General features: G+C 44.6%; 19 protein-coding genes. 16 read left to right on the top strand and 3 right to left on the bottom strand.

What is annotated here, in order from left to right:
• The first annotated feature begins 79 nt into the window (after positions 1-79).
• Positions 80-748 carry a PilZ domain-containing protein gene (locus tag BK126_RS00760; RefSeq protein ID WP_083655665.1) on the top strand — a complete coding sequence of 223 codons (669 nt, stop codon included), beginning with the start codon at positions 80-82 and terminating at the stop codon, positions 746-748.
• A gap of 91 nt (positions 749-839) precedes the next feature.
• Here BK126_RS00760 and BK126_RS00755 read toward each other — a convergent pair whose 3' ends face one another.
• Positions 840-2,489, bottom strand: coding sequence for a sensor domain-containing diguanylate cyclase (locus BK126_RS00755; RefSeq protein ID WP_076310844.1), 1,650 nt, complete (start codon positions 2,487-2,489; stop codon positions 840-842).
• Positions 2,490-2,681: 192 nt separating this feature from the next.
• Here BK126_RS00755 and BK126_RS00750 point away from each other — a divergent pair, with 192 nt between their 5' ends.
• Positions 2,682-3,953 (top strand): FG-GAP-like repeat-containing protein, encoded by a 1,272-nt coding sequence (locus BK126_RS00750; protein WP_076310843.1) that lies wholly within the window; start codon positions 2,682-2,684, stop codon positions 3,951-3,953.
• Positions 3,954-4,013: 60 nt separating this feature from the next.
• Here the strand turns inward: BK126_RS00750 and BK126_RS00745 are convergent, their stop codons facing one another.
• The gene (locus tag BK126_RS00745) at positions 4,014-4,868 is read right to left on the bottom strand and encodes an SDR family oxidoreductase (protein WP_256702664.1); all 855 of its coding nucleotides are present in this window, start codon (positions 4,866-4,868) and stop codon (positions 4,014-4,016) included.
• 136 nt (positions 4,869-5,004) lie between these two features.
• Here BK126_RS00745 and BK126_RS00740 point away from each other — a divergent pair, with 136 nt between their 5' ends.
• The 9 genes from BK126_RS00740 to BK126_RS00700 all read left to right on the top strand — a co-directional run bounded on the left by BK126_RS00740 (position 5,005) and on the right by BK126_RS00700 (position 19,639).
• Positions 5,005-5,283: a hypothetical protein gene (locus BK126_RS00740; protein WP_076310841.1), complete on the top strand. Its 279-nt coding sequence runs from the start codon at positions 5,005-5,007 to the stop codon at positions 5,281-5,283.
• Between the two features lie 107 nt (positions 5,284-5,390).
• Complete coding sequence (locus BK126_RS00735) at positions 5,391-5,657, top strand: DUF2798 domain-containing protein (protein WP_076310840.1); 267 nt, start codon at positions 5,391-5,393, stop codon at positions 5,655-5,657.
• Between the two features lie 118 nt (positions 5,658-5,775).
• Positions 5,776-6,420: a TerB N-terminal domain-containing protein gene (locus BK126_RS29685; RefSeq protein WP_076310839.1), complete on the top strand. Its 645-nt coding sequence runs from the start codon at positions 5,776-5,778 to the stop codon at positions 6,418-6,420.
• A 5-nt stretch (positions 6,421-6,425) separates the two neighbouring features.
• Complete coding sequence (locus tag BK126_RS00725; RefSeq protein WP_083655664.1) at positions 6,426-7,670, top strand: tellurite resistance TerB C-terminal domain-containing protein; 1,245 nt, start codon at positions 6,426-6,428, stop codon at positions 7,668-7,670.
• A gap of 18 nt (positions 7,671-7,688) precedes the next feature.
• Positions 7,689-9,050, top strand: coding sequence for an ATP-binding protein (locus BK126_RS00720; protein ID WP_076310837.1), 1,362 nt, complete (start codon positions 7,689-7,691; stop codon positions 9,048-9,050).
• Positions 9,047-11,251 carry a DEAD/DEAH box helicase gene (locus tag BK126_RS00715; RefSeq protein ID WP_445321898.1) on the top strand — a complete coding sequence of 735 codons (2,205 nt, stop codon included), beginning with the start codon at positions 9,047-9,049 and terminating at the stop codon, positions 11,249-11,251. The genes BK126_RS00720 and BK126_RS00715 overlap by 4 nt, the downstream gene beginning before the upstream one ends.
• A 315-nt stretch (positions 11,252-11,566) precedes the next feature.
• Complete coding sequence (locus BK126_RS00710; RefSeq protein WP_076310836.1) at positions 11,567-12,034, top strand: heme-degrading domain-containing protein; 468 nt, start codon at positions 11,567-11,569, stop codon at positions 12,032-12,034.
• A 212-nt stretch (positions 12,035-12,246) separates the two neighbouring features.
• On the top strand, positions 12,247-13,752 hold the full coding sequence (locus BK126_RS00705) for an extracellular solute-binding protein (RefSeq protein WP_143757647.1): 1,506 nt from the start codon (positions 12,247-12,249) through the stop codon (positions 13,750-13,752).
• Positions 13,753-13,957: 205 nt separating this feature from the next.
• Positions 13,958-19,639 carry a pectinesterase family protein gene (locus BK126_RS00700; protein ID WP_076310835.1) on the top strand — a complete coding sequence of 1,894 codons (5,682 nt, stop codon included), beginning with the start codon at positions 13,958-13,960 and terminating at the stop codon, positions 19,637-19,639.
• 73 nt (positions 19,640-19,712) lie between these two features.
• Here the strand turns inward: BK126_RS00700 and BK126_RS00695 are convergent, their stop codons facing one another.
• Positions 19,713-20,507 carry a helix-turn-helix transcriptional regulator gene (locus tag BK126_RS00695; RefSeq protein WP_076310834.1) on the bottom strand — a complete coding sequence of 265 codons (795 nt, stop codon included), beginning with the start codon at positions 20,505-20,507 and terminating at the stop codon, positions 19,713-19,715.
• 190 nt (positions 20,508-20,697) lie between these two features.
• On the opposite strand from BK126_RS00695, the gene BK126_RS00690 reads away from it, so the two are divergent.
• From BK126_RS00690 to BK126_RS00670, 5 genes are all read left to right on the top strand, one after another.
• On the top strand, positions 20,698-21,300 hold the full coding sequence (locus BK126_RS00690; RefSeq protein ID WP_076310833.1) for a DJ-1/PfpI family protein: 603 nt from the start codon (positions 20,698-20,700) through the stop codon (positions 21,298-21,300).
• A gap of 81 nt (positions 21,301-21,381) precedes the next feature.
• A complete protein-coding gene (locus tag BK126_RS00685; RefSeq protein ID WP_256209517.1) occupies positions 21,382-22,353 on the top strand; it encodes a LytTR family transcriptional regulator DNA-binding domain-containing protein in 972 nt (323 codons plus the stop codon).
• A gap of 169 nt (positions 22,354-22,522) precedes the next feature.
• Positions 22,523-23,377, top strand: a complete 855-nt coding sequence (locus BK126_RS00680) for an ABC transporter ATP-binding protein (RefSeq protein ID WP_076310831.1) — start codon at positions 22,523-22,525, stop codon at positions 23,375-23,377.
• Complete coding sequence (locus BK126_RS00675; RefSeq protein ID WP_076310830.1) at positions 23,374-24,120, top strand: ABC transporter permease subunit; 747 nt, start codon at positions 23,374-23,376, stop codon at positions 24,118-24,120. The genes BK126_RS00680 and BK126_RS00675 overlap by 4 nt, the downstream gene beginning before the upstream one ends.
• 42 nt (positions 24,121-24,162) lie before the next feature.
• Positions 24,163-24,363 (top strand): DUF6440 family protein, encoded by a 201-nt coding sequence (locus tag BK126_RS00670; RefSeq protein ID WP_076310829.1) that lies wholly within the window; start codon positions 24,163-24,165, stop codon positions 24,361-24,363.
• The last annotated feature ends 15 nt before the right edge of the window (positions 24,364-24,378 follow it).

Below are 24,378 nucleotides of genomic sequence, written 5' to 3'. Positions count from 1 at the left end.
TAATCCTGATCATCATTTTTCCAAAAACACACAACGATGTATTTTCAATGCAGCTTTTTAACTATTTCAGGAGGAATACATGATGAGCATAGATAAAATTAACGAAGCCTCATTAATAGATTGTGTCGTCGTTGTACGGAGTAAGCTCCGCTCGGTTGGAGGGCGTGTCTCTTATATAGAAGGCGATGTATTTGAAGTGATGTTTGAGGTGGAGGAGAATATCCCGTTTCCATTAGGTAATTCGGTGGGCATCACGATCTACTCTGCTGAAGGATTAATTGTGTTTGATACCTATCCCATTGCAAGCTACCTGCAGCGGATTCTATGCATATTACCACCAAATTTACAGAAAAAGATGCTGAATAGACGGAAGGATGTCCGCATACCGGTGAGGCACTTGAACTCTTGTCTAGAGTCTTTGTTACCGCAAGCATCCTCCAGTCCGATTGTATTTGAGCCAGGGCTGCAATGTGATATTAAAAATATTAGCTTGGGAGGCTTGCTATTCTCCATCGAAAGTCCGATTCCGATTCAGGAGAAGGATATCGTCCGTGTGAATCTTGACGGAAAATTCAGGCTTAATGCGATAATCAGACATCATCAGAATCTGGATACAGAGTATAGATACGGTGCAGAATTTGTGGAAATGTCGAAGGAAGATAAGCATACGCTCAAATCCCTAATTATTAATCAACAAGCTACACATCGCCCAATGCAGATTGGAATAGCGCACTATTTAAACGATTGAAGAAGGAAATGGTTAAGCGAGAATAGAGCTGGTACGATCGAATGTATTGGATGTGTCAAAGAACCCGGCATCTGCCGGGTTCTTTGCATAGCTATTCATCCGATGATCGGATATCTTCATGAGGATAGAAGGTGACCCGGTTTTTTCCGGATTGCTTGGATTGATACAGGCTTTCGTCTGCAAGCCGAATTATACTTCCCACATCCCTGTCATGGATCGGGTAGAAGGATACACCCATACTGCAGCCGATCGTTACATGATTGAGATCAATAATAAAAGGGCTGTTGATCGATTCAATGATCCGATGAGAGATCGTGCGCGCCGCGTCTATCGCTTCATCCTTCCCGGAACGCAGAATAATCAAAAATTCATCTCCGCCTAAGCGGACAACGATATCACGCGCTGGGATGGCTTCTCTTAAGCGGCTTGCTACTTTTTGTAATAAAATATCACCTGTCTGATGTCCCAAAGTATCGTTAACACGCTTAAAGCCGTCCAAATCCAAATACATAAAAGATAACGCCTCATGCTCCGGATCCAGATCCATAATGGTATTCTCCAAATAAATCTCCAGGGCTGCCCGATTAGGTAAGCCTGTAAGCTGATCCCGATGAGCCTGATTTTTCATATCACCCAGCGCTGTTTCTGTCCGAACCAGTGTATCGACCAGACTGCGAAGAGACAGGGAGAGAATCTGCATATCTGAGAAACTTTTATATACCGGGATTTTCACATCTTTACCTTGTCTCAGCTGATTTGCCGCATTGGTAATTCCCCGGATCGGCTTTGTAATTCGCTCTGACAATAACCAGCCAATCGCAGCAAAGATGAGGGCGGCGGCTGCCCCTACCATAATAAACTGTCTTGTCAGCTCGTTAAGACCAATAAAGGCTGTGGCTTCAGGCTGTCTGACCAGTACGGACCATCCGAGACCCTCATAATTCAAATATCCATCTCCATATGCATAGCCGGTTAGATATGTTTGTCCATCGGGCCATTCTTCAATTTCCCATGAATTTTGACCGTTTTGCACATTTTGAATGGATTGAATGTCTAGTTGTTGACCCACCATATCATCGGGCCCTAACAGAATCGTGTTATCGTTCTTACTTACAATGAACAGCTCCATATCCTGCGTATGCTGCTGCTGAGGCTCCAATATCGTCCGCTCCACCTCTCTAGACCATTCCCAGCTAAGGTGAGCAGCGAGCACTCCCTTAACCTGACCGTCACGGTCCATTACCGGCATACTAATATCCACAAATTGCAGCGGCTCTCCGGTAGGATTGGGAAGAAGCTTAGCCAGCAGTACAGCATCGTGTACATCTCCAATAAATTTGCCCTTGATTCCTTCTTTGAAGACAGGACGTTCAGATATATTTGCGCCCACCAGAATTCCATCTGTCGCTGCCAACACATCTCCCTTCACATTCATATAACCTACCCATGAGAAAGAAGGGAAGCTTGTTTGAAGCTGTCCCATTAAATTTTGGATTGCGGAAATCTCGTTATTCTGAGCCAGTGTATATGTAGCGGCCAGCATTTCGACTTCACCCTGCCTTGACCACATAAAATTGTCCAGCTTGTCCGACATCTGATAGGCAATGTTCGCAAGTGATTGACCTATCTCCTTCTGGAGGCTGCTCTCGGCACGATGGCTAAGTATTGATCCCAGAATGAAAGTAAGCATAATGACGATTACAGTGAATGCAAAGACAAGAACGGTACGAAGTTTAAACATGAGGCCTCCTAAGGATATGACAAAAATACTCGAAATTTGACGAACAGAGTGAATATAACATGAACAGGATATATATTCCATACCCAAAAGCACTTATACAAAAAAGTCCAATTGATGGAAAGATCGTGATCCCTTATGCTGTACAATGTAAACGCTTATCTACACTACATTCATTGATATGGAGGACCACTCATGATACTTCAGCAATCAGAGCCGGTTTGCCTTGCAACAGTTGATGCGAGTGCAGCTGGTCCTAACTGTAAAATGTTATTCGGGGATCTCAATAACGATGGAAGATTGGAACTGGTTATGATTCAGCCGGATAACCGCAAGGATGTAAGGTATATTCCTCATCAGGTGCAGTGTATCACGGTATTTGATCTGGAGGGACGGATGCTCTGGCAAAGAGGAACTCCGGATATGGATGCAGGCACACAAGGATCGGATTATCCTGCACAAGTGTATGATCTGGACGGTGATGGACAGCTGGAAGTCCTGTGTGTGATGAATGATCAGTTTCATATTATTGACGGGACGACTGGAGAGAGCAGACAGGTCTATGATCTTCCCTCTCCGGAAGCGCACGACTGTATTATTATCGCAAATTTGTCTGGAAATGATCGTCCAACGGATCTATTGCTCAAAGATCGTTATCATCAAATATGGGCGCTAAATTCCGATTTTGAACTGCTGTGGACGTATCAAGGGAATCCCGGTCACTTCCCGTGGGTTTACGATATCAATGGTGATGGTAAAGACGAAGTCATGGCAGGGTATGATCTGCTGGATTCAGCCGGAAACGTACTATGGAGCTGTCAGGACTTGTCTGATCATGCAGATTGTATATGGGTAGGGGACGTAAACGGGGATGGAGAGATGGAGATTGTCATTGGCGGCAGCGTAACGGTGATGATGGATAAGCATGGAACAGAAGTATGGAGATATGAGGACTCTATTGAATCCCAGCATATTGCACTTGGACGATTCCGAGAGGATCTGCCGGGGCTTCAGATTGCTGGGCTGGACCGGATCATTCGCGGAGATGGCAAATCAGGCCTTAAAGGCAAGGATGGAATGTTCATGCTGGATGCAAACGGTCAAGAAATATGGAAGGAGCATCGTCAAACAGACGGCTGGCTCACCATTATTGATACTATCAGCGGCTGGGATGAGAGCGGGATGGATTACATACTAGCTTATAGACGTGGAGGGGGTATATTTCCTACGCTCTATGACGGTGATATGAATGTGGTTACAGCCTTTCCGGTAGATGGTTATGTAGGGCATGCCGATTTTCTAGGTAACGGCCGGGAGCAAATTGCAATTTACGATGGTGATACGATTCGCATCTATTCATCGCATGCAGATTCTATTGCTGTTATGCCGGGAGCGAAGCCTTTAGTTCAAACGAAGCGACTATACAGCTCTACCATTTATATGGGCGGAGAAGTTATCAAATCATAAATTAATATAAACGGACACCTACTATTGTTGATGATCATCAGCAAAATAGGTGTCCTTATTCTATTTGCCTTTACGTGTCATTCTGGCAAGCTCATCCCACTGTTCATGCGATACTTCTGTTAACCCGTTGAACTGTCCTGCTCCCTGCAGCCATTCGCCGCCATCAATCGTTATGACTTCACCGTTAATAAAGCCTGCATAGTCTGATACAAGAAAGGCTGCCAGATGAGTAAGCTCCTCCTTACTGCCAGCGCGTTTGATAGGGATACGGTCAATCAATTGCTGCTGGAGCTCCGGTGTGGGAGAGAGTCTTGAGTCTGCACCATCGGTTGGAAAAGCTCCCGGTGCAATGGCAACTTGACGAATTCCATAAGGTGCCCATTCTACCGCAAGTGAACGAGTAAGGGCAAGCACCCCTGCCTTAGCTGCAGCAGAAGGGGTTACGTAGCCTGATCCCGTTGAAGCATAAGTCGTTACAATGTTCAGCATCGTTCCAGGATGGCCAAGCTCAATCCATTTTTTGCCGACTTCAAGGGTCATATAGAAGGTACCATGCAGAACGATGCCAAGAACTGAATCTACTGCCCGATGAGACAATCGCTCGGTTGGACTTATGAAGTTGCCTGCAGCGTTGTTGACGAGAATATCAACTTTACCATAATGTGAATAAACCGCTTTCACAAATTCACTCACTTGAACAGGATCTCTTACATCACAGGATTGTACATAGATGTCTTGACCTTTAGAGTGAAATACTTCAGCCGCTTGATCCAGCGCCGCCTGTCTTCTTCCGCATATGGCGAGCTTGGCACCAAGCTCTGCGAATTGCTCACTCATGGCTTGGCCGAGGCCGGTAGCACCTCCCGTAACGATAATGACTTTGTCTCTTAACATGTCGGGTGAGAAGGGATTCACATGATCACTCCTTATGGAGATTTTACTTCACTGTGATAACAGATTATCATGAATAGTAATCGAAGTCATCGTAAAAAGACTCACGAAGATCGGGTAATTCAAGCTGCATTATCATTCAAAGCAAGGAGTGAATAATATGGAGAGGCTTGCCACACAGGCCTATTATAAAATGTTACGTAAAATTGAAGGTATCCGTATGGAGACCATTGCAGATGAGCGTGAATTGATTCTTTATTCGGATAAGATTGTTACAAAATATCGGGAGTTTCCACTGGATAAAGTATTTGATCTATCCTACAAAAAGGTGGGCGAGAAGGATGGACTGCTATATCTGCATACACAGCAAGGCGTTTATCCTTATACTGTTAAAGAGAATCCGGCAGCGTTCATTCAAGCGGTCAAAGAAAGAATATGAGCAACACCTAACGATTGACGAACTGCATACTTACTGATAAAATACATCGTTATGCGGTAACGCAGCGTCCTGAGCAATATGATTATAGAACAACGGAGAGAAACATAATGAAGATAAATAAAAAGTACGAAACGATTATTTTCACATTTTTTATGGCGTTTGGAATGTCATGTCTGATGTCATTTGTCATGATGTCAATTAATTACGGCTTTCATGATTCCTTCTTAATGATATGGATGCGTTCTTGGAGTATTGCTTTCTTGCTGGCATTTCCTGTCGCCTATTTTCTTCCGAAAGGAATCCGCAAAGTGATGAAAAGAATTCAGTTTGTGGAATATACAAGAGAGACACAGCAGAGTACAGAACTGAAATAATACTCTCACGCTAGGAGGAGGATTCGAACTCAAGAATCCTTCTCTTTTTTGTGCAGGGATAGATGCTCAATTCCTTCAAGTGTTATAATCTAAATTGTGATGGAGGGAGGTATGTCCTATGAGTAACAACGATCAGATCCGGTTTGCCGAATTTGATCTGTCAGGAAATGAAAGGGATGTTTCCATTGCTCCAAGTGAAGCAATTTCTACAGATATTAAGGACAACAACGCAGGTACTAGTGATGCTAAATATAAACGATCCCTGGATTCTCATATCGATGACCTGGACATTCCAGATGTTCTGATCTGGGAGGAAGCAGCGACTGAGAAACCATCTAAGAGCAGTTATACAGAGCTCAGTAAAGTGCAGGATGATGGACTTAATCGGTACAATAACCTGGCTGTGCAGGAAGTTCCTCATAGCGAATCAGTTCGTCAGATCTATGCCCCTAAGAACACCGTACCGCAAGTGATCTGGGAGCAGGATTTTCGTTATATATCACGGGAGCAGCAGTTTGTACATACAGCCAAAGAACTGGCAGAGTATTGTGCTGAGCAGGTTCCTTTTGTTCCATTTCACAGCTACTGGCCCACTTATGATCAGATGAGAACTGAGCAATATCAGTGGTATTTTTACTGGAGATCAGAAGTGCGGGCCTGCCGTTATCCAGTGACGGATTTGTCCTATTTATTTGTATATATATATACGAGCTTATTAACGGAATTGGCTGGGTTGACCCGTCTGATGGCTGGGACCAGCTAAATAAAGTGTGGCAGGCTTACCGTAAACATCATCCGAAGATGGACAACTACATGAGAGAATGGCTCTATGATTTTGCAGCCCTGCATCAGCTGGGTTATGTTCCGCCTCCTATGAATAAGAAGCTGCCTCGCAGCATGTCGAATGAATTGAAGGAGCTGGAATGGAAACGGCGATTTACCGCTGAACCGGTAGAGCTGTCTTGGGACAACCTCTTTTTCATGCTGGATTTTGATCCTGAGCGAAGCCGGTTTTATATCGAGAGCGGTCGATATGAGATGACGAGGTTTACTCCGAAGGTCATTGCCCTTGTTGATCAATATTTATACAGATCCCATGGAGCCAGGCTGATCCAGCGCTTTGAACCTCACTCCCGGCGTGTGAAACGGACGCTGTTCAAGAGTGCACTATATGATAGTGACATCTACGGACGAACGATAACCGTCGAGTATGCGCCGATCAGCGAGTATAAGCCATTAAGAGCTTATATCACTCAGCTAGTGCGATTCACTGAGAATAAGCTGCGCGAATTGAAAGGGTTCAAGGGCAGACTAAGAGGGATTGAACTTGAACAAGAGGTGGAGGAGCTTATCTCACGCTACTTGATAAAAGAGATGAACGCCCTCAAAGCTGAAACAGCCCGCGCGGTTAAGCCGCAGATCCACATCAATCAGCGAAAGCTTGAGCGCTTAGCACGTGAATCTGATGAGGTAAGAAATATGCTGATGCTTGGCGTAGATGATGAAGAACAGGAAGTGAATATTTCCAGTAAGGCACGGATTGAACATAGCGGACATAACAGATTATTGGAACATAGCGGCTCCCAAGCAGCTTCCTTAAAGCGCGAGTCAGAAGGACAGCAGATTATTCAGGCCGTAATGGACTTTGATGCACCTGCTCCTCTATCTGTAGACGAAATTGAAGAAGTGAATCCCGTATCAGCTGTTGTTGCGGAGAATCAAGTGGAAGAGCAGCCTGCTGTGGTATGGAACGTGGAAGAGCTTGATGAGGAATGGAGAGATTTTGCCGCTAGCTTACAGCATACACATCTCGAAATTTTGTTCGCACTTAAGAACATCCATGGTGAACAAGCGCTGCAGGCTGCTGCCAGCAGAGCAGGCTCCATGCCCGCTGTGCTGATTGAGGAGATTAATGAAGCCGCAATGGAGCATATCGGCGACTTGATCATTGATGAGGACATGATTGTCGAAGATTATATGAGTATGCTGGACAAGCTATGGTCCGGAGAATGAAACGGGGTAATAACAAATATGAAATCATTGAAAATTCCAAAACGTCTGACGACGGCGCTTGTAAACTCATTAACTGCAGGCGTAGTCCCCAGAGTCGGACTTGAACATATTGCTGTTGGGCGCAAACCTGAGGTCGAATCGATCTTGAGAGATATGGACAATATTGCCGAAGGCGGCGCAGCCTTCCGTTTGATTACGGGAAGATACGGAAGCGGCAAGAGCTTCTTGCTCCAAATGATCCGCAACTATGCGATGGACCGAGATTTTGTCGTTGCTGACGCGGATCTGTCCCCGGAGCGTCGTCTGGTCGGTACTAAAGGGCAGGGACTGGCCACTTACCGGGAACTAATGACACATTTATCCACCAAGACCCGTCCAGATGGCGGCGCACTGGAGGCTATACTGCAGAAATGGATCGCTGCGATTCAGCAGGATCTGATGCTAGAGTTCGGACTTAAGCCGGATGATCCCGCGATCACCCAGAAGGTTGAGGTCCAGATCTATGCTGTTGCCAATGAAATGCAGAACCTGGTACATGGATTTGATTTTGCCAAGGTGCTCGCTGCTTATTGGAACGGTTACAAGCTGACGGATGATGATCTCAAGGGTGCTTCACTTCGCTGGCTGCGCGGTGAATATACGACCAAGACGGAAGCCCGCAAGGAGCTCGGCGTATCTGTCATTATAGATGATGACAATTGGTATGATTATATGAAGCTGTGGAGCGAGTTTATAGCCAAGATTGGTTACAAGGGACTGCTGTTATTTATAGATGAAGGTGTAAACCTGTACAAGATTACGAACAGTATATCCCGGCACAGTAACTACGAGAAGCTGCTGACGATGTTTAACGATACGATGCAGGGCAAAGCAGAGCATTTAGGCATATACATGGGAGGCACGCCACAGTTTGTTGAGGATGAACGAAGAGGGCTGTTCAGCTATGAAGCACTGCGATCTCGTCTAATCGACGGTCGTTATGGCGGAGGCTTGCTAAAGACATACACTTCTCCCATTCTTAAGCTTGAAATGCTGTCGAATGAGGAGATACTCATCCTGCTGCAAAAATTGCGTGAGATTCACGCGATGCATTTCCAATATGAAGCTCAGCTGTCCAATGAGCAGCTGATAACCTTCATGCAGGCTGCAGTTGGCAGACTGGGAGCAGAACAGCTTCTGACGACACGAGAAGTGATTCGTGATTTCATGGACCTGCTTCATACACTGCATCAGCATCCAGAAACGGCCTTTGAAGAGCTGCTGTCTGACCGTGAACAGGAGAGTGAAAATCGTGCCGGGTCTAGGTCCGTATCTGTCTCTTCTAAGGAAGAACGCCCTTCGGATGACCTGGATGACTTTCTCGCGGAGTTTGACCTATGAGCATGAACCGGACACCCAATCCTTTTACCCGTCTGGCTCCGTTCATTCAAGAATTTATATACAAGAAGCGGTGGGAAACCCTCCGTGAAGCACAAGTAGAAGCATGCCGTGTTATCTTTGACACACCGAATCATTTGCTGATTGCTTCGGGTACCGCTTCGGGGAAGACTGAAGCCGCTTTTTTTCCCGCACTAACAGAGTTGTATAATCATCCTCCAGAATCCGTAGGGATACTCTACATCGGACCGTTAAAGGCGCTGATTAACGACCAGTTCGAGCGCGTAAGCGATCTCCTGAAGGAAGGTAATGTACCAGTATGGCATTGGCATGGGGATGTTTCGCAAGCAGAGAAGACCAAGCTGATGCAGAAGCCTTCGGGTGTCTTGCAGATTACGCCGGAATCATTAGAAGGATTGCTTATGAATCGGCCCAATGCGATTCCAGCCCTGTTTCATGATTTAAGATACATTATTATCGATGAGGTTCATGCCTTTATGGGAGCCGATCGAGGTATACAGGTTCTGAGTCAGATGACAAGGATAGAGCGGATGGCTTCCTGTTCACCACGTCGGATCGGCTTGTCGGCCACCTTAAGCGATTATGAATCGGCTGCAGGATGGCTTGGTGCAGGAACAGCAATATCCACTGAAGTGGTTTCTCCACAAGGAGGAAGAAAGCTGAGGCTGTCTGTTGAGCATTTCTCCCTGCCGGATGCCCGGGATGAGAAGCAGGCAGAGCAGTTAGAGCTGGCCAAGCAGGCCTATCATCAATTCATATATGATGTAACTCATCTGAAGAAAGCACTCGTGTTTACCAACAGCAGATCAGATGCAGAACTAACTACGCTTGAGCTAAGACGGATCGCTGCTAAACGGGAGCAGCGCGATGTTTTCCACGTCCATCATGGCAGTATTTCCGCCATGCTGCGAGAAGAAACCGAAGCTGCACTGAAGACAGGAGAGGGACCTGCCGTGGCTGCTGCGACGGTTACATTGGAGCTTGGCATTGATCTTGGTGAACTAGAGCGGGTCATTCAGCTCGGAGCGCCGTACAGCAGTTCCAGCTTCGTTCAGCGTCTTGGACGCTCTGGCCGTAGAGAGGATCAGGCGTCTGAGATGATGTTCCTCATTCCTGAGGAAGAAGATGAAGAAGCACAGCTTCCTGCTCGGATGCCGTGGACACTGCTGCGTGCTATAGCTGTGATCGAATTGTATCTACGGGACAAGTGGGTAGAACCTGTGGACGTTCGGAAGAAGCCCGTCGGTGTATTGTATCATCAGACAATGAGTACGCTAAAAAGTATGGGGGAAGCGACCCCGGCAGAGCTTGCGAGACATGTGCTTACACTGCCTGCCTTCAGGGAGATTTCCACGAATGAATATAAACAATTTCTTACGTATCTACTACAGACGGATCATATTCAGCGCACAGAGGAGGGAAGCCTGATCATCGGACTGGGCGGCGAGAAGATTGTGAACAATTACCGGTTCTACGCAGTCTTCAAGGATGATGAGGAACATGTTGTATATAATGGGTCGGAAGAAATCGGATCAATTACAACAGTACCGCCTCCTGGCTATTGTTTCTCTCTAGCAGGTAAGCTCTGGAAGGTCGAAGAGGTTGATGTGAAGCACAAAGCACTGTATGTCAAATCAGCTAAGGGCAAGGTCGATACACTATGGCTCGGTGCAGGAGGAGATATCCACACCAAAGTCATGCAGAAGATGCGAGAGGTCTTGGCAGGCAGCACCATATACCCTTATCTGGCTGCAGGCGCAGTTAATCGGCTTGAGCGAGCTCGAAGACTGGCTCGGGAAAGTGGACTGCTAAACAGCATGATTATACCTGCGGGAGGAGATTCTCTCTTCATTCTGCCATGGGCGGGGAGCAAGCAGTTTCGTACCTTGGAGCGGCTGCTTAAGCATAATTTATCCCAGCGATTGAATTTACGATCTATCGTCCCTATGGAACCTTACTATATGGTCGTTTCAGGCAAAACAGATCCGATAACCATGCATCATGCGATTAGCGAAGAGCTGTTAAATCTTGAGGACCCCAGCCTGTTACTGAAGCCGGAGGAAGCCCCATATTTAGGAAAATATGATGAATTCGTATTTCCTCAGCTTGTGCGAAGTGCCTTTAGTGTGGATGGGCTTGATGTTGCGGGTCTAGCACAGACGTTGGGCATAAACAATAAATAGAGGATTATTCTAAATAGCAGGAAGATATTTAAAAATGTGATATGTATTTTTTGGACAGTGTGATCTTATAAAAGGTCACACTGTTTTACGTTGAACATTTAAATACTTAACTAATAAGGAACAACCATTATTTTCGTAATAAATATTATGTAAACCAAGTTGTCTTATAAATGATGATAGAAATTTCATTTTAATAGTATGATCCTGTAATAAAAATTTTCTCTGGGACAAATGCAGCTCTTCGTGATACGATTTTCTTAGATAGTACATTCCATACCCAAATACATATTTAACAATTCATGAGGAGTGATGAGCATGCTGGAGATCAGTGAACGAATTAAACAGATGGAGCTCGAGGAAGAGGAGCTGCGGTTTCCTTCTTTTACGAACGAAACCGCATTGAAATTGGGTTTGACCATTATTGAAGAAGCCAAGAGAGTGAATAAGAGCATCACGGTGGAAATATATCGTTCCGGACAGAGGCTGTTCAGTCATGCGATGGAGGGTACATCGGCCGATAACGAGCAATGGATTCGTCGGAAAAATAATGTCGTCCAGCATTTTGGTATGAGCTCCTGGCACGTGGCACTGCAATTGCGTGAAGAAGGAAAGAATCTTGAAGATGACTATGGACTTCCATTTGCTGATTATGTTGCTGCAGGCGGTGGTTTTCCCCTCACCATTAACGAAATAGGACAAGTTGGTACCATTACGGTATCGGGCTTGCCTGATCAAGAGGATCATGATTTGCTGATTGGTGCGCTTAGAAGATTCTTAGCATAGTCGTACCTGAAAAGTGAAAGCTTCGGAAAGATTAAACTCTTTCGAACTTTCACTTTTTTTTGTTGTTATAGGTATGAAGAGAACAATGATGTCAAGTTACTGGATTCGTTACAGCGCAATTTTTGGCCAATTTTGAATGTTCTATGTCCAATTTCTCGGCTCCTCGTATGATAAAATCCAATTAATTATCCATTAAGAAAAGGGGAGTTCGAATGAATACGAAGTTGATGAAGTGTGCGGCATTGGTCTTATGCGGCTCGCTGTTGTTAACCGCTTGCGGTGAAACAAATTCCGCTCAAGAGTCATCGAGTAATGAAGACGGTATGGTAAATATCAGCTGGATGAATATCTTGCATGCACCATCGCCTCCAACGGATACTGTGCTGAGCAAAATCGAAGAAGTAACACAGGCAAACATTGATTTTGCTTGGGTACCCGATTCCTCAAAAGAAGAGCGAATCAATACCTCGCTTGCCTCTGACTCTTTAGCCGACATTGTATCACTCACGATGCTGGAGAATTCATCGGTTCGTAATGCTTTAAAAGCGGGGGTTTTTTGGGAAGTTAGTCCCTACTTGGATGAATTCCCGAATTTGGGAGCTATCTCACAGGATATGAGAAATTCAGCGTCTATTGAAGGAAAGCTATACGGTATTCCGATGCAAAAGGATGTGGCCAGAAACGGTGTGATCTTACGTAAGGATTGGCTCGATACGTTAGGGATGTCTGTACCACAGACGACAGATGAACTAATGGAAGTGGCAAAAGCATTTACAGAGCAAGATCCGGATGGCAATGGTGTGAAGGATACGACCGGTTTTATCGATCGAAGTGATCTCGTCTTTGGAGCATTTAAGACGCTCGGATCTTATTTTGGAACACCTAGCAGCTGGGCTGTCAGCGATGATGGCAAGGTCACTCCCGAGTTCGAAACAGAAGGTTATTTGAAAACGATGGATTTTATGAAACAACTTTATGAAGGCGGTTACATTAATCAAAGCTTTGCAGTGACAGCCAAATCAGATCAACAGCAGGGCTTCTCTCAAGGGAAAGCAGGCATTTATGTTGGGGCTCTTTTTGACTCTAAAAACCTGCTTAATTCTGCCAAAGGGGTTCAGGACAACATGGAGCTTGTCATGGTAAACGATATCACATCTACAGGAAACGAAAGTGATCGTGCCATCTGGTCAACGAGTAATGGGGTAGGAGGACTCCTAGCTTTTCCTAAATCGGAAGTAAAGGACGAACAGGAGCTGAAGCGAATTCTTCAATTTGTGAACGATGTAATGTCTGAAGAAGTGTACACGCTAATGACTTATGGTATTGAAGGTATGCATTATTCAATGAATGAAGATAAATCGGTAACCATTATTAATCAAAAATTGTGGGAACAGGAGGTACAGCCGTTTGCGTCCTCCAGACCGAAGGAGCCCGGCTATGAAGTTCACGATAATGATCCGCTGAAAACAGAGGCTGGAAGGCTCATTCAAGAAAACGCCACCTTTGCTGTACTCAACCCTTTATACTCGCTAGAGTCTGATACCTATTCCTCACAAGGGTCTGAGCTTCAAAAAATCATTACAGATGCGACCTATAAATATATTCTGGGAGATATCAATGTGGATGAATTTAAGCAGCAGGTTCAAAGATGGAGAAAGAGCGGAGGAGATCAGATCATCTCAGAATACGAAGCTGCTTATAAAGCGGTAAACAATTAAGAAAAGAGAATAGCATGTGCAATCAATGATGCCCGAAAAGTGTGACATTCTCTTAACGGTTCGGGCATCATTCTAATCTCATGATTTAATAGCGCATTCATCATTCATAATTGGATCAGATAGCCCTTGAAAGGGGTGATTATATTGAACAAGTAAAGAAATGAACCAGGCAGATGATGAAGCTGCAACTTAAAGGAGGAAGCTTATGAAAAAAATAGTGTCAGGTATACTGGCCGCATCTATGCTCGTGACTTCATTGACGGGCATTACATCTGCAGAAACAGCACCGGCTGTGCAAGATGAACGACTGCCGGCATTTCCGGGAGCGGAAGGTGGAGGAATGTATACTTCCGGTGGCAGAGGAGGCGAAGTTTACGAAGTCACTACGCTTGCAGATTCCGGACCGGGTTCACTTAGGGAAGCAGTCAGCAGAGATAATACGACGGTTGTGTTCAAGGTTGGTGGAACGATTCATCTTGAAACACCGCTTAAAATTACAGGCTCAAATCTAACAATTGCAGGTCAGACCGCACCAGGTGAAGGTGTGACCGTGTCTGACTATGCAACAACGATTGAGGCAGATAATGTTATTGTTCGATATATGAGATTTAGGCTTGGAGATCGATATCCCAGCGAGGATGATGCTTTTGGCAGCCGATATCACAAGGATATCATTATCGATCATAGCTCATTCAGCTGGTCGGTAGATGAAGTGCTCAGTATGTATGTCAATGAGAACACGACAGTACAGTGGTCCATCATATCAGAGAGTATGCTAATGACCTCCCATCAAAAAGGCAGGCACGGTTATGCAGGTATTTGGGGCGGCAACAATGCAACATTTCATCATAATCTGATCGCCCATAATGTAAGCCGTAATCCGAGATTTGCCGGATCGCCGGATTTCCCCACAGACTCTTCTAATAACATCATTTATAATTGGGGCTTCTTCTCCGCTTATGGCGGCGAGGAAGGCAATTATAATCTAAGAAATAACTACTATAAATATGGTCCCAATACTTATCGGTCCGTAAGAGATCAAATCTTCCTTGATGTCAGTGCGAACACTCGCCTATATGTAGACGGTAACATCATGGACGGATCACCTGAGGTAACTGCAAATAACTGGCTCGGAGTAGGGGAACTCGCTAATCCGGATTCGAAGCTGAATACGGCGGTATCCATGCCGAATCCGATTAATCTAGACACTGCTGAGACCGCTTATGAACGAGTGCTCCAAGAGGCAGGAGCCGTTCTGCCACGAAGGGATGCTATTGACGCTCGTGTCGTCCACGATGTGAAGAACCGGTCAGGGAAGCATATCAATTCTCCAAAAGAAGTTGGTGGATACCTTGAGTTTGAAGAAGCTGTATCTACACTCGCAGATGATGATCATGACGGCATGCCAAACGAGTGGGAGTTAGCACACGGACTCAATCCGTCTAATGCAGAGGACCGTAATGGTATCCATTCATCAGGGTATACGAATCTTGAGATGTACTTAAACGGGATCGTTGGCAATGGATCTATAAATCCAGCTGTCTCGATCAACTATCCTGCAGACAACATGATTGTGGAGGAAGGAGCGACGGTGGAGATTCAGGCTGACGCTTCTGATTCGGATGGTACTGTTTCTAAGGTGGAATTTTATCAAGATGATATCAAGCTTGGAGAGGACCTCACTGCACCTTATTCATTAAACTGGGAGAATGTCCAGGATGGAACCTATTTTCTAACGGTACGAGCGATTGATGATTCCGGGACTTCCACACAATCAAGTAATGCAGCGGTTCATGTGAATAAGCCGGGAGATATAAGTCCATGGCAATCTGAAGACATAGGTGCACCTGAAATTGCCGGCCATACTCAGCTCGGACAAGCAGATACAGATGTAACCTTGAAGTCTGCAGGAGATATTGACGGGGAAGAGGACCATTTTCATTTTGCTTATCAGGAATTGACTGGCAATGGGGAAATTGTGGCTCGAGTTGAGAGCATTACAGGTACCGATGATGGGGCAGAAGCGGGAGTTATGATCCGCGAAAATCTGGAATCCAATGCTAAAATGGCTGCACTGCTCGTCTCTTATGTCAAATATGGTAAGAAGAGCATCATCATGACCCGTAACACGGAGGGTGAACCATTGACCAGAGAAGAGCCGGAGCATTTTATTAATACTCCATATTGGGTTAAAATCGTTCGGCTTGGGGACCAAATCACATCACTCATCTCAGAGAATGGTACGGATTGGAAGGTCGTTGATTCTGCTACCATTTCTATGGGGGAGACCGTTTATTTTGGCCTGGCGGTTGACGCCTCCAAGGCGGATGACGACAACAGCAAGTATAATACGTCGGTATTCTCCAATGCATCGGTAAACCCAGTGGCCGCGGATTTCCCAACAGCTCCTACAGGACTTACGGCGACCGCTGGGCTGACATCAATTGAACTTAACTGGGACGAAGTTACAACGGCACAAGGATATACAGTGTACCGAAGCGAGATTCCAGGAGGCCCCTATTCAGAGGTCGCTACGGGAATTGTCGATAATGCTTATAACGATGCGGACCTAACACCAGGATTGATCTACTATTACATCGTTACGGCAGAGAATAGCAGCGGCACAAGCTTTAATTCTAAGGAAGCGAGCGCTATACCAGAGGGAGAACAGGGAACGGTCTATTATATTAATGAGAATTTCGAGGATACAGCGATCGATACAACTCCAGCTGAATATACCTTTATGCCAAATCCGCAGGACACGGATCATAAAGTTGTGGTGAAGGATATTCCTTCCGATACGACTGGAAATGCATCAGACAGAGCTCTATTACTGTACGATAATGCGGTTGGTAGTACCGAATTTTTTCGCAAATTCGCCCCGCAGAAGGGTAAGTTTATTCTTGAAGTGGATATGACCTCTCCAGGATGGCCAGGTACCTCTACCGTTCTCAATCTTCAAGACGAAACAGGCAGCAAGACGGCATTATCCATTCAATTACGCAAACCAACAGCACCTGTTGCGGAGCCGGATTACACACTGGTTTACAAAAGGAATGGAGCAGATTATAAACTCACCGATCCTTTAGTTAATAATCAATGGTACAACCTGAGATTAGTGACGAACGTAGCAGCGAAGACAGCAGATATTTACCTCGATAATCAGCTAGTGGCGGATGATGCGCCACTTGAAGCAGATCTGACAGCTTCGGGAATAGGCCGGATTTCCACCAAAACGCCGGGAACGGGTAAAGGAACGATCTACTATGACAACCTTAAAGTATATGTAGAGCCAGTGGAGAGTCCGAAGGGTCTCACTGCAGTACCCGGCAACGAAAAAGCCCAGCTCCAATGGACAGCTGCTGAAGGCGCTTCTACTTATAGTATCAAGAGGAGCATGACAGAAGGTGGCCCGTATGAAACCGTTACGAGTGGAATTACTGATGTCTCCTATATTGATGAGGACTTGGTGAATAATACAACTTATTATTACGTCGTGACAGCAGTGGGATCAACGGGAGAGAGCGGTCCTTCGAATGAAGTTACGGTAACTCCTTCCTCGGCAGCCATCAGACCCGATGCACCCGCGGGAATTACGATCTCGGCTCGAAGCACGCAAGCTGATTTAAATTGGCAGGGTGTTGATCATGCCATTAGCTATACGATTAAACGAAGCACGGATCCGGAAGGCCCTTTTGAGACGGTTGCATCGAAGGTGTCTTCGACCTCTTATAGAGACGGCGGATTGGATAATGGAACCACATATTATTACGTCATTTCTGCTGTAAGTATTGGAGGAGAAGGCGAGAATTCTGAAGCGGTAACGGTAATACCCACAGCTCAACTATCGACACCAACGGTTACAGCAGCGCCACTGCCTAATGGAGCAGAGCTCCATTGGGAGAGCTTAGATGGCGCATCCTCTTATGAAGTGCGTCGTTCCGATACTGCAGAAGGGGCTTATAATTTGATCGGAACCGTATCCGAATCCACGTATCTCGATTCCGGGCTCATGAATGGAGTACCGTATTATTACAGAGTCACTGCAGTGAACGATCAAACACGTAGTCTCGAATCAGCAGCCGTAGGCATACGTCCATCTGCTAATGACGGCACACCTGCAGCACCTTCTGGATTCACAACAGAACCTGCAGCCGAGAGTGTGATACTGAATTGGAATTCCGTGTCAGAGGCAACATACTATTCTATCAAACGCAGTAGTTCAGAGAATGGTCCTTATGAGCTGGTTGTAAGTGATCTAACCGAGACAAGCTATACGGACAGTGGACTTACGAATGGGGTCCCTTACTACTATATTATTACGGCTACGAACGCTGTGGGGGAGGGAGCTTCCTCTGTTACCTTAAAGGAGGTACCTGCACAGGTGATTGTAGTGGCTAAAGATGGCACCGGACAATATTCTAATGTGCAAGATGCCATTAATGCGGTCCCAAGTAACAGTCCAACTCAGACGGTTATTAAAATTAAAGACGGTATTTATCGTGAGAAAATCAGTGTACCTTCCGATAAAATCAATTTACGTTTCATTGGAGAAAGCAGAGAAGGCACGATACTGATCTATGGAGACTCTGCCAGCACCTTAGATGGGAATGGAAACCCGCTGGGGACTTCCAACAGCTATAGCTTCAGGGTATTGGCAAATGATTTCACTGCGGAGCGGCTAACTATACAAAACGATGCAGGCATTGATGCGGGCCAGGCAGTCGCGTTATATGCCAATGCAGATCGGCTTACATTCCGGGATGTCAGCTTGCGAGGACATCAGGATACGTTATATGCCAATAATGGACGCCATTATTATAAGGACAGTTATATTGAAGGAACTGTAGATTTTATCTTTGGAAATGCTTCTGCCGTATTTGAAAATAGTGACATCCATAGTCTCCGCAATGGTTATGTCACGGCTGCCTCTACAGGTGCAGGAAAGCCAGGTTATGTATTCATTAATAGCCGGATTACAGCAGATCCAGGCATAACAGGAGTAACACTGGGAAGACCTTGGCGTGCTGATGCCAATGTTATTTACGTGAACAGCTACCTTGGTGAGCATATTTCTCCAGAAGGCTGGAATAACTGGGGCAATGTGAATAATGAAACCACTGCACGTTATGGCGAGTATGCGAGTTATGGACCTGGAGCCAATCCGAAGAGCAGATATCGCTGGACTAAGCAGCTAACACTTGAAGAGGCAGCATGGTATACGCCGGCTAACATTTTGAGTGGAAGTGATGGCTGGAACCCGGTTGATTCAATTGACTTGGCTAATAGTAATCGGGAGCTGGAAGCATTGAATGTTGATGGTGTGGCTATACCTGATTTTGATCCTCAGGTGACTGCTTACCAAGTTGAGCTGGAAGCCCAAAGCGAGATCCCAATCGTTACTGCTACAGCTCAATCAGAGAAGTCTGTCATTTCGATCGAGCAAGCGGAGAACGTTCCTGGAAGTGCGGTTATCCATGTAACTTCTCAGGACGGAGGCGTCAAAATCTATGAGATCGAATTTGTCATCGGCGAGGATGAAGTGCCTCCTGTTCTGCAGCTTGAAGTAGATAAGCCTGTCCTCAAGGCAAGAGGGCATCGAATGGAGAATATTCGAGTGACTGCTAACGCAGCCGATGAGGAATCTGGTATAGCCTCCATCACTCTCGTATCTATTACCAGTAATGAACCTGACAACGGAAAAGGCGACGGGAACACGAATGATGATATTCAAGGAGCAGAATATGGTACATCAGATTATGAATTTGAATTAAGGGCAGAGCGTTCAGGCGCTGGTTCAGGACGTGTGTATACAATAACCTATGAGGCTGCTGATTATGCCGGGAATCGAACCACTGCGACTGTAACCGTGACTGTTGAACACTGATTACATTAATCGAAGTAAGGGAGTGCCGGAGTGCCTATCTTAATAGGCACTCCTTTGATTTATTCATGCTGATTCATTTCAGGTATTTTGTAACGTTATTTCTAAAATCTCTCGGCGTCATGCCGTATATGCTCTGAAATACTCGATTAAAGGTTCGTTGACTATCAAATCCAGCATTGCTGCTAATGGTCGTAAAGGATGCGTCTGTGGTACGAATCAACTTTGAAGCGTATTCGACACGGAGAAGGGCAAGATAATTTCGGAAGTTCATTTTTATCCTTTCCGAAAAGATGCGAGAGATATAGTATTTGCTGACAGAGAATTCAGAAGCAAGGGAATCTAGTGTAATCGGTTCGGTAAAGTGATTAGCTAAGTATTCCATGATTTTTTTAGACATGTCCTGGACAGGTATTCGCGGCCTCTCAGTGAGTTCGATTTGGCGAAGAAGATGTGACATGATGATATAAGTAAACCCCAATTTTGTGGCAAAATCCTCGCTGTTATTAATTTGATTAAGAGCATAGACTACATCTTGATGAATATTGGCTCTCGATATTAAAGGTGTAGCCGGTTGAAATTGAATCAGATCAGGAAAAAGACCTCCAAGTATACGAGGATTAAATATAATCAGCATGGCGTCTGCGGGATCCTGTCCAACTCTATAGTACCTGTGTACAATGTCCGGCAATATTAACGCTGCCTCGCCTTCATGCACTTCGTATGCGCTTTCATTTATTTGTATACGCTGTATACCGTTAAAAACATAAAGTATCTCGATATGTCCATGCAGATGAGCAGGAAACGTGAGCTGTCTCGCATTATGTTTAATAATCAAATCACCAGCACGAATCTCATAAAAAGGTATCATGACATGACCTCCGTTGGCGCAGTATTAGACTGCTGGGGATTGGTGTATGTCTATTTTCATATCATGTGTTTGAGTTTAATTCAAGCATTGATATAATCATCATATCGGATATGCGTCTGTCTACTACAGTATTTGATTTTACATCAAATGCTTTTTTTGTTAAACAAATGAGAAAAGGATTGGTGAACAAATGAAAATCGCATTTGTACTGTTCAACGGCATGACAAGCATGGACTTCACTGGATTTTACGAGGCTATCACCTGGTTAGGCATATTAAAGGCGAAAGAGAACGTATCCTGGACCTTTTGTGCGGACAGGGAAGAAGTCACAGATGATCGGGGACTCACGATGAGGGTGAATGAAGTAAGTCCGAATCTAGGGAAGTTTGATCTGGTCTTTGTCCCTGGAGGAATGGTGACGAGAGAACTCCGGAATGACAAGGCTTTTATCGATTGGATCCGGACTGCCGAGAATGTTCCGTATAAGGTATCTGTTTGCACAGGCGCATTATTACTAGGAGCGGCAGGTTTTCTCAAGGGAAAAAGAGCTACCACGAACTCTTCGGCATATGATTTATTGGCTCCGTACTGCGAGGAAGTTATTGAAGCACGTGTCGTTAGAGATGAAGGGGTAATTACCGGAGGCGGGGTGACGGCCTCAATCGATTTGGGTTTATATCTCATCGAGTGGCTTACAAATAAGGAAACCGCACATCTTGTACAACAGAAGCTTGAATATCCTTACTATCAGGCTGGTAAAATGAGTGATGTGTATAAAGTGAGGGAGGCTTAGATTTTCTTAGGACTAAGATAATTCCTAAAATACGAAAAAGAAAGTGTGTATTGAATGACCTTGATCTCGTTAGAAAAAGTAATGAAACAAGTAGAAAATCGAACGGTGTTAAAAAATATAGAACTCGTTATCGAGAGCGATTCACATATCGGCATTAAAATGTCGAATGAAGAAAGTTCAGCGCTGTTTGACCTGATCTCAGGGAACCTTCAGCCAACGAGTGGCTCGATTCGAAGAGAAACGAGCTCAATTCTATCATCCATTCAGGATGATGGCTTATATGATACACTGACTGTCTATAGCTACTTAACGTTTTTTAAACAAATTGCCGAATTCCCTCATCCATTAGAAGAGTATATTGCCGCTTTTTCTCTATCCGATGTTTGGCGGACAAAGATTAACAAATTGACAGAAGACCAGAAGAAAAGAGTCAGTTTATTCCGCATGTTTCTATTCCGCGCGGATTTAATATTAGTCCAGAATCCACTCCATAATCTAACGGCTGAAGGAATTGAGCTGTATTTAACGGCACTGGAGTATCTTCGTTCAAATCATACGGCCACCTTAATTACATCCAACTCTATAGAAGAGTTATTGCTATTAAGCCGTGATATATATCGATATAACAGATTAATGGGACTTGAGAAAACGGACCTTGTCAATGAACCGACCCCTGTTACATCTGAATTGAATGAGAGCATTAAGCTTACACCAAACAATGTATTCAAGGTCAGCTGTAAGCTGGCAGATAAGACGATCTTTTTTAGTCCAGACGAAATTGATTATATCGAGAGCATCAACAGTGTAAGTAATATTCGCATCGATGATGATTACTTCCCGACGGATTTAACGATGAACGAACTGGAAGAGAAGTTAATTAAATTTGGCTTCTTCCGATGTCACCGATCTTATTTAGTGAATTTGCAGCGCGTGTCTGAATTGATCAGTTATTCTAAAAATAGTTATACCTTAATCTTGAAGGGGAATTCGAATGTGAAGCTTCCCCTCTCCCGCAGCCGGCTGGAGGAAATGAAACAATTAATTGAAATTTAGAGTACATTTGAGGCTGGAATGAGTACATTTCGGCCTCTTTTTGTTATATTTGAGCTGTTTGCATTACCGTTCGGCGTTATTTTACGACTTTTCTGCTGCCATTCGATAAATTAGAGTACAGAAGGACAACATCATTATCTTTCAATATTTGCGAAGGAGAGAAGAGCGAATGGACAGAAACACTGTGATTTATGCTGAACAATTATCCAAAAAATTCAAAGACGAGTCTGCGCTGAAAGGGCTCGATTTTTCAGTTCAGTCGGGAGAAATTTTTGGCTTTCTTGGACCTTCTGGTTCAGGGAAAACAACAACAATCAAAATATTGACAGGACAATTAGCACAAACTTCAGGAAGAGCTATCGTGTTAGGTAAGCCAGTTGAACAAATGAACGAACGTATTTATGAACAGATGGGTATGGTTACAGATCATAGTGGCATTTATGAAAAAATGACGGTGTACAGCAACTTGAATTTGTTCGCCAAAATATTGGGGGTTAAGAAAGAACGTGTAGATTCACTTCTACACAGAGTTGGTTTATTTGAGCACAAGCGTAAACTCGCCGGCAAATTATCGAAGGGCATGACTCAGCGCTTAGTTCTGGCACGAGCGATTCTGCATCAGCCGAAGGTGCTCTTTCTGGATGAACCTACAAGCGGGTTAGATCCGAGTACAGCCATTTCAGTGCATGAATTACTAATCGAGTTAAAAGAGAATGGTACCGCTATTTTTCTAACGACCCATAACATGGAGGAAGCATCAACGTTGTGTGATCATGTTGCACTGTTAAATGAGGGGCTGATTGTAGAGTATGGAACACCGAAAGCACTATGTCTCAAGTACAATCAGAATAAGAGTTATCACATTTTGTTAAAGGATGAGAGGGAGCTGACACTACCGCATTCCGAAGAAACTGGCCGAAAAATAAATCAATGGATGGCTGATGATCAGCTTGTTACGATACATTCTAACGAACCGACACTTGAAAAAGTCTTCTTGGAATTGACAGGGAGGGAACTACATTGAGCATTTCATTAAGAAAAATAAGAGCCATTACAGGAATGAAATTTCAGACTATTATCAATAATACAGGTGTTATATTAGCACCTATTCTTGCCCTGTGCTTTGTGTTTGCAACCCGAAGTTTATTACCTGATTTAGACGTAAGCAGTGAAGGGATTACGTTCTCAACGAATGCATTTGTGCTAAGCTTTGGGATTGTATTTAATATCGCGATTGCTGGCATCTCCATGAGCAGCAGTCCACTCGCAGAAGAAAAAGAAAAAAATACGTTAAGAGTACTCATGACATCCTCGGTAAACGGCGTAGAGTATCTCATCGGGACTTTGCTGCCGCCCTTATTTATTCTCATTATCGTTAACATTCTGATGATTCCGGTGAGTGGAACCTCATTCGCGGAGGTGCAGTTTGGAAGCTTCTTGTTGATGACAACAGCTGCCAGCTTTATAAGCCTGATTATTGGATATATAGTTGGCATATTTGCAAATAACCAGGCACAGACGGCGCTAGTGACGATGCCAATTACGGTAATATTGACTTCTGTCCCTGCAGTCAAGCTGTTCCATGAAGATTTGTCGGCCATATTGAACTATACTTACACAGGTGTCTTGACGAACTTTACCAACAGTATATTTGCTGATGGTGGTTACCATTGGAATCTGAGAGATATTAGTGTTCTTACCGGCTGGCTCATCATTTCAATTGTCGTATTTGTGTATGCATATAAGAAGAACGGACTGGATCGTTAACGAACGTTAGTAATATATAATCTGGTTAGGGAGTGGTAGTTGATGTTTAGTAAAAAAGGGGACAAACGTTTTGATGAAAAGCTGTTACAAAATTATCAGCATGGCTTGCTCTATATTTTGGTGGATCGTCAAACCGGTGTGAATTATCTTCATGTATGGAATCCACAAGGCAGCGGGCTTACCCCTTTATTGGATGCGGATGGAAAAGTTGTTGTCGATCCAGTCGAAGGAACGGATCAATAGGGAGCTCTACGGGAA

The organism is Paenibacillus sp. FSL H7-0326 (assembly GCF_001955535.1).
Taxonomy (GTDB): Bacteria; Bacillota; Bacilli; order Paenibacillales; family Paenibacillaceae; genus Paenibacillus; species Paenibacillus shunpengii.
The sequence above is the reverse complement of the archived record's forward strand: the minus strand, read 5'-3'. Positions and strand labels throughout refer to the sequence as shown.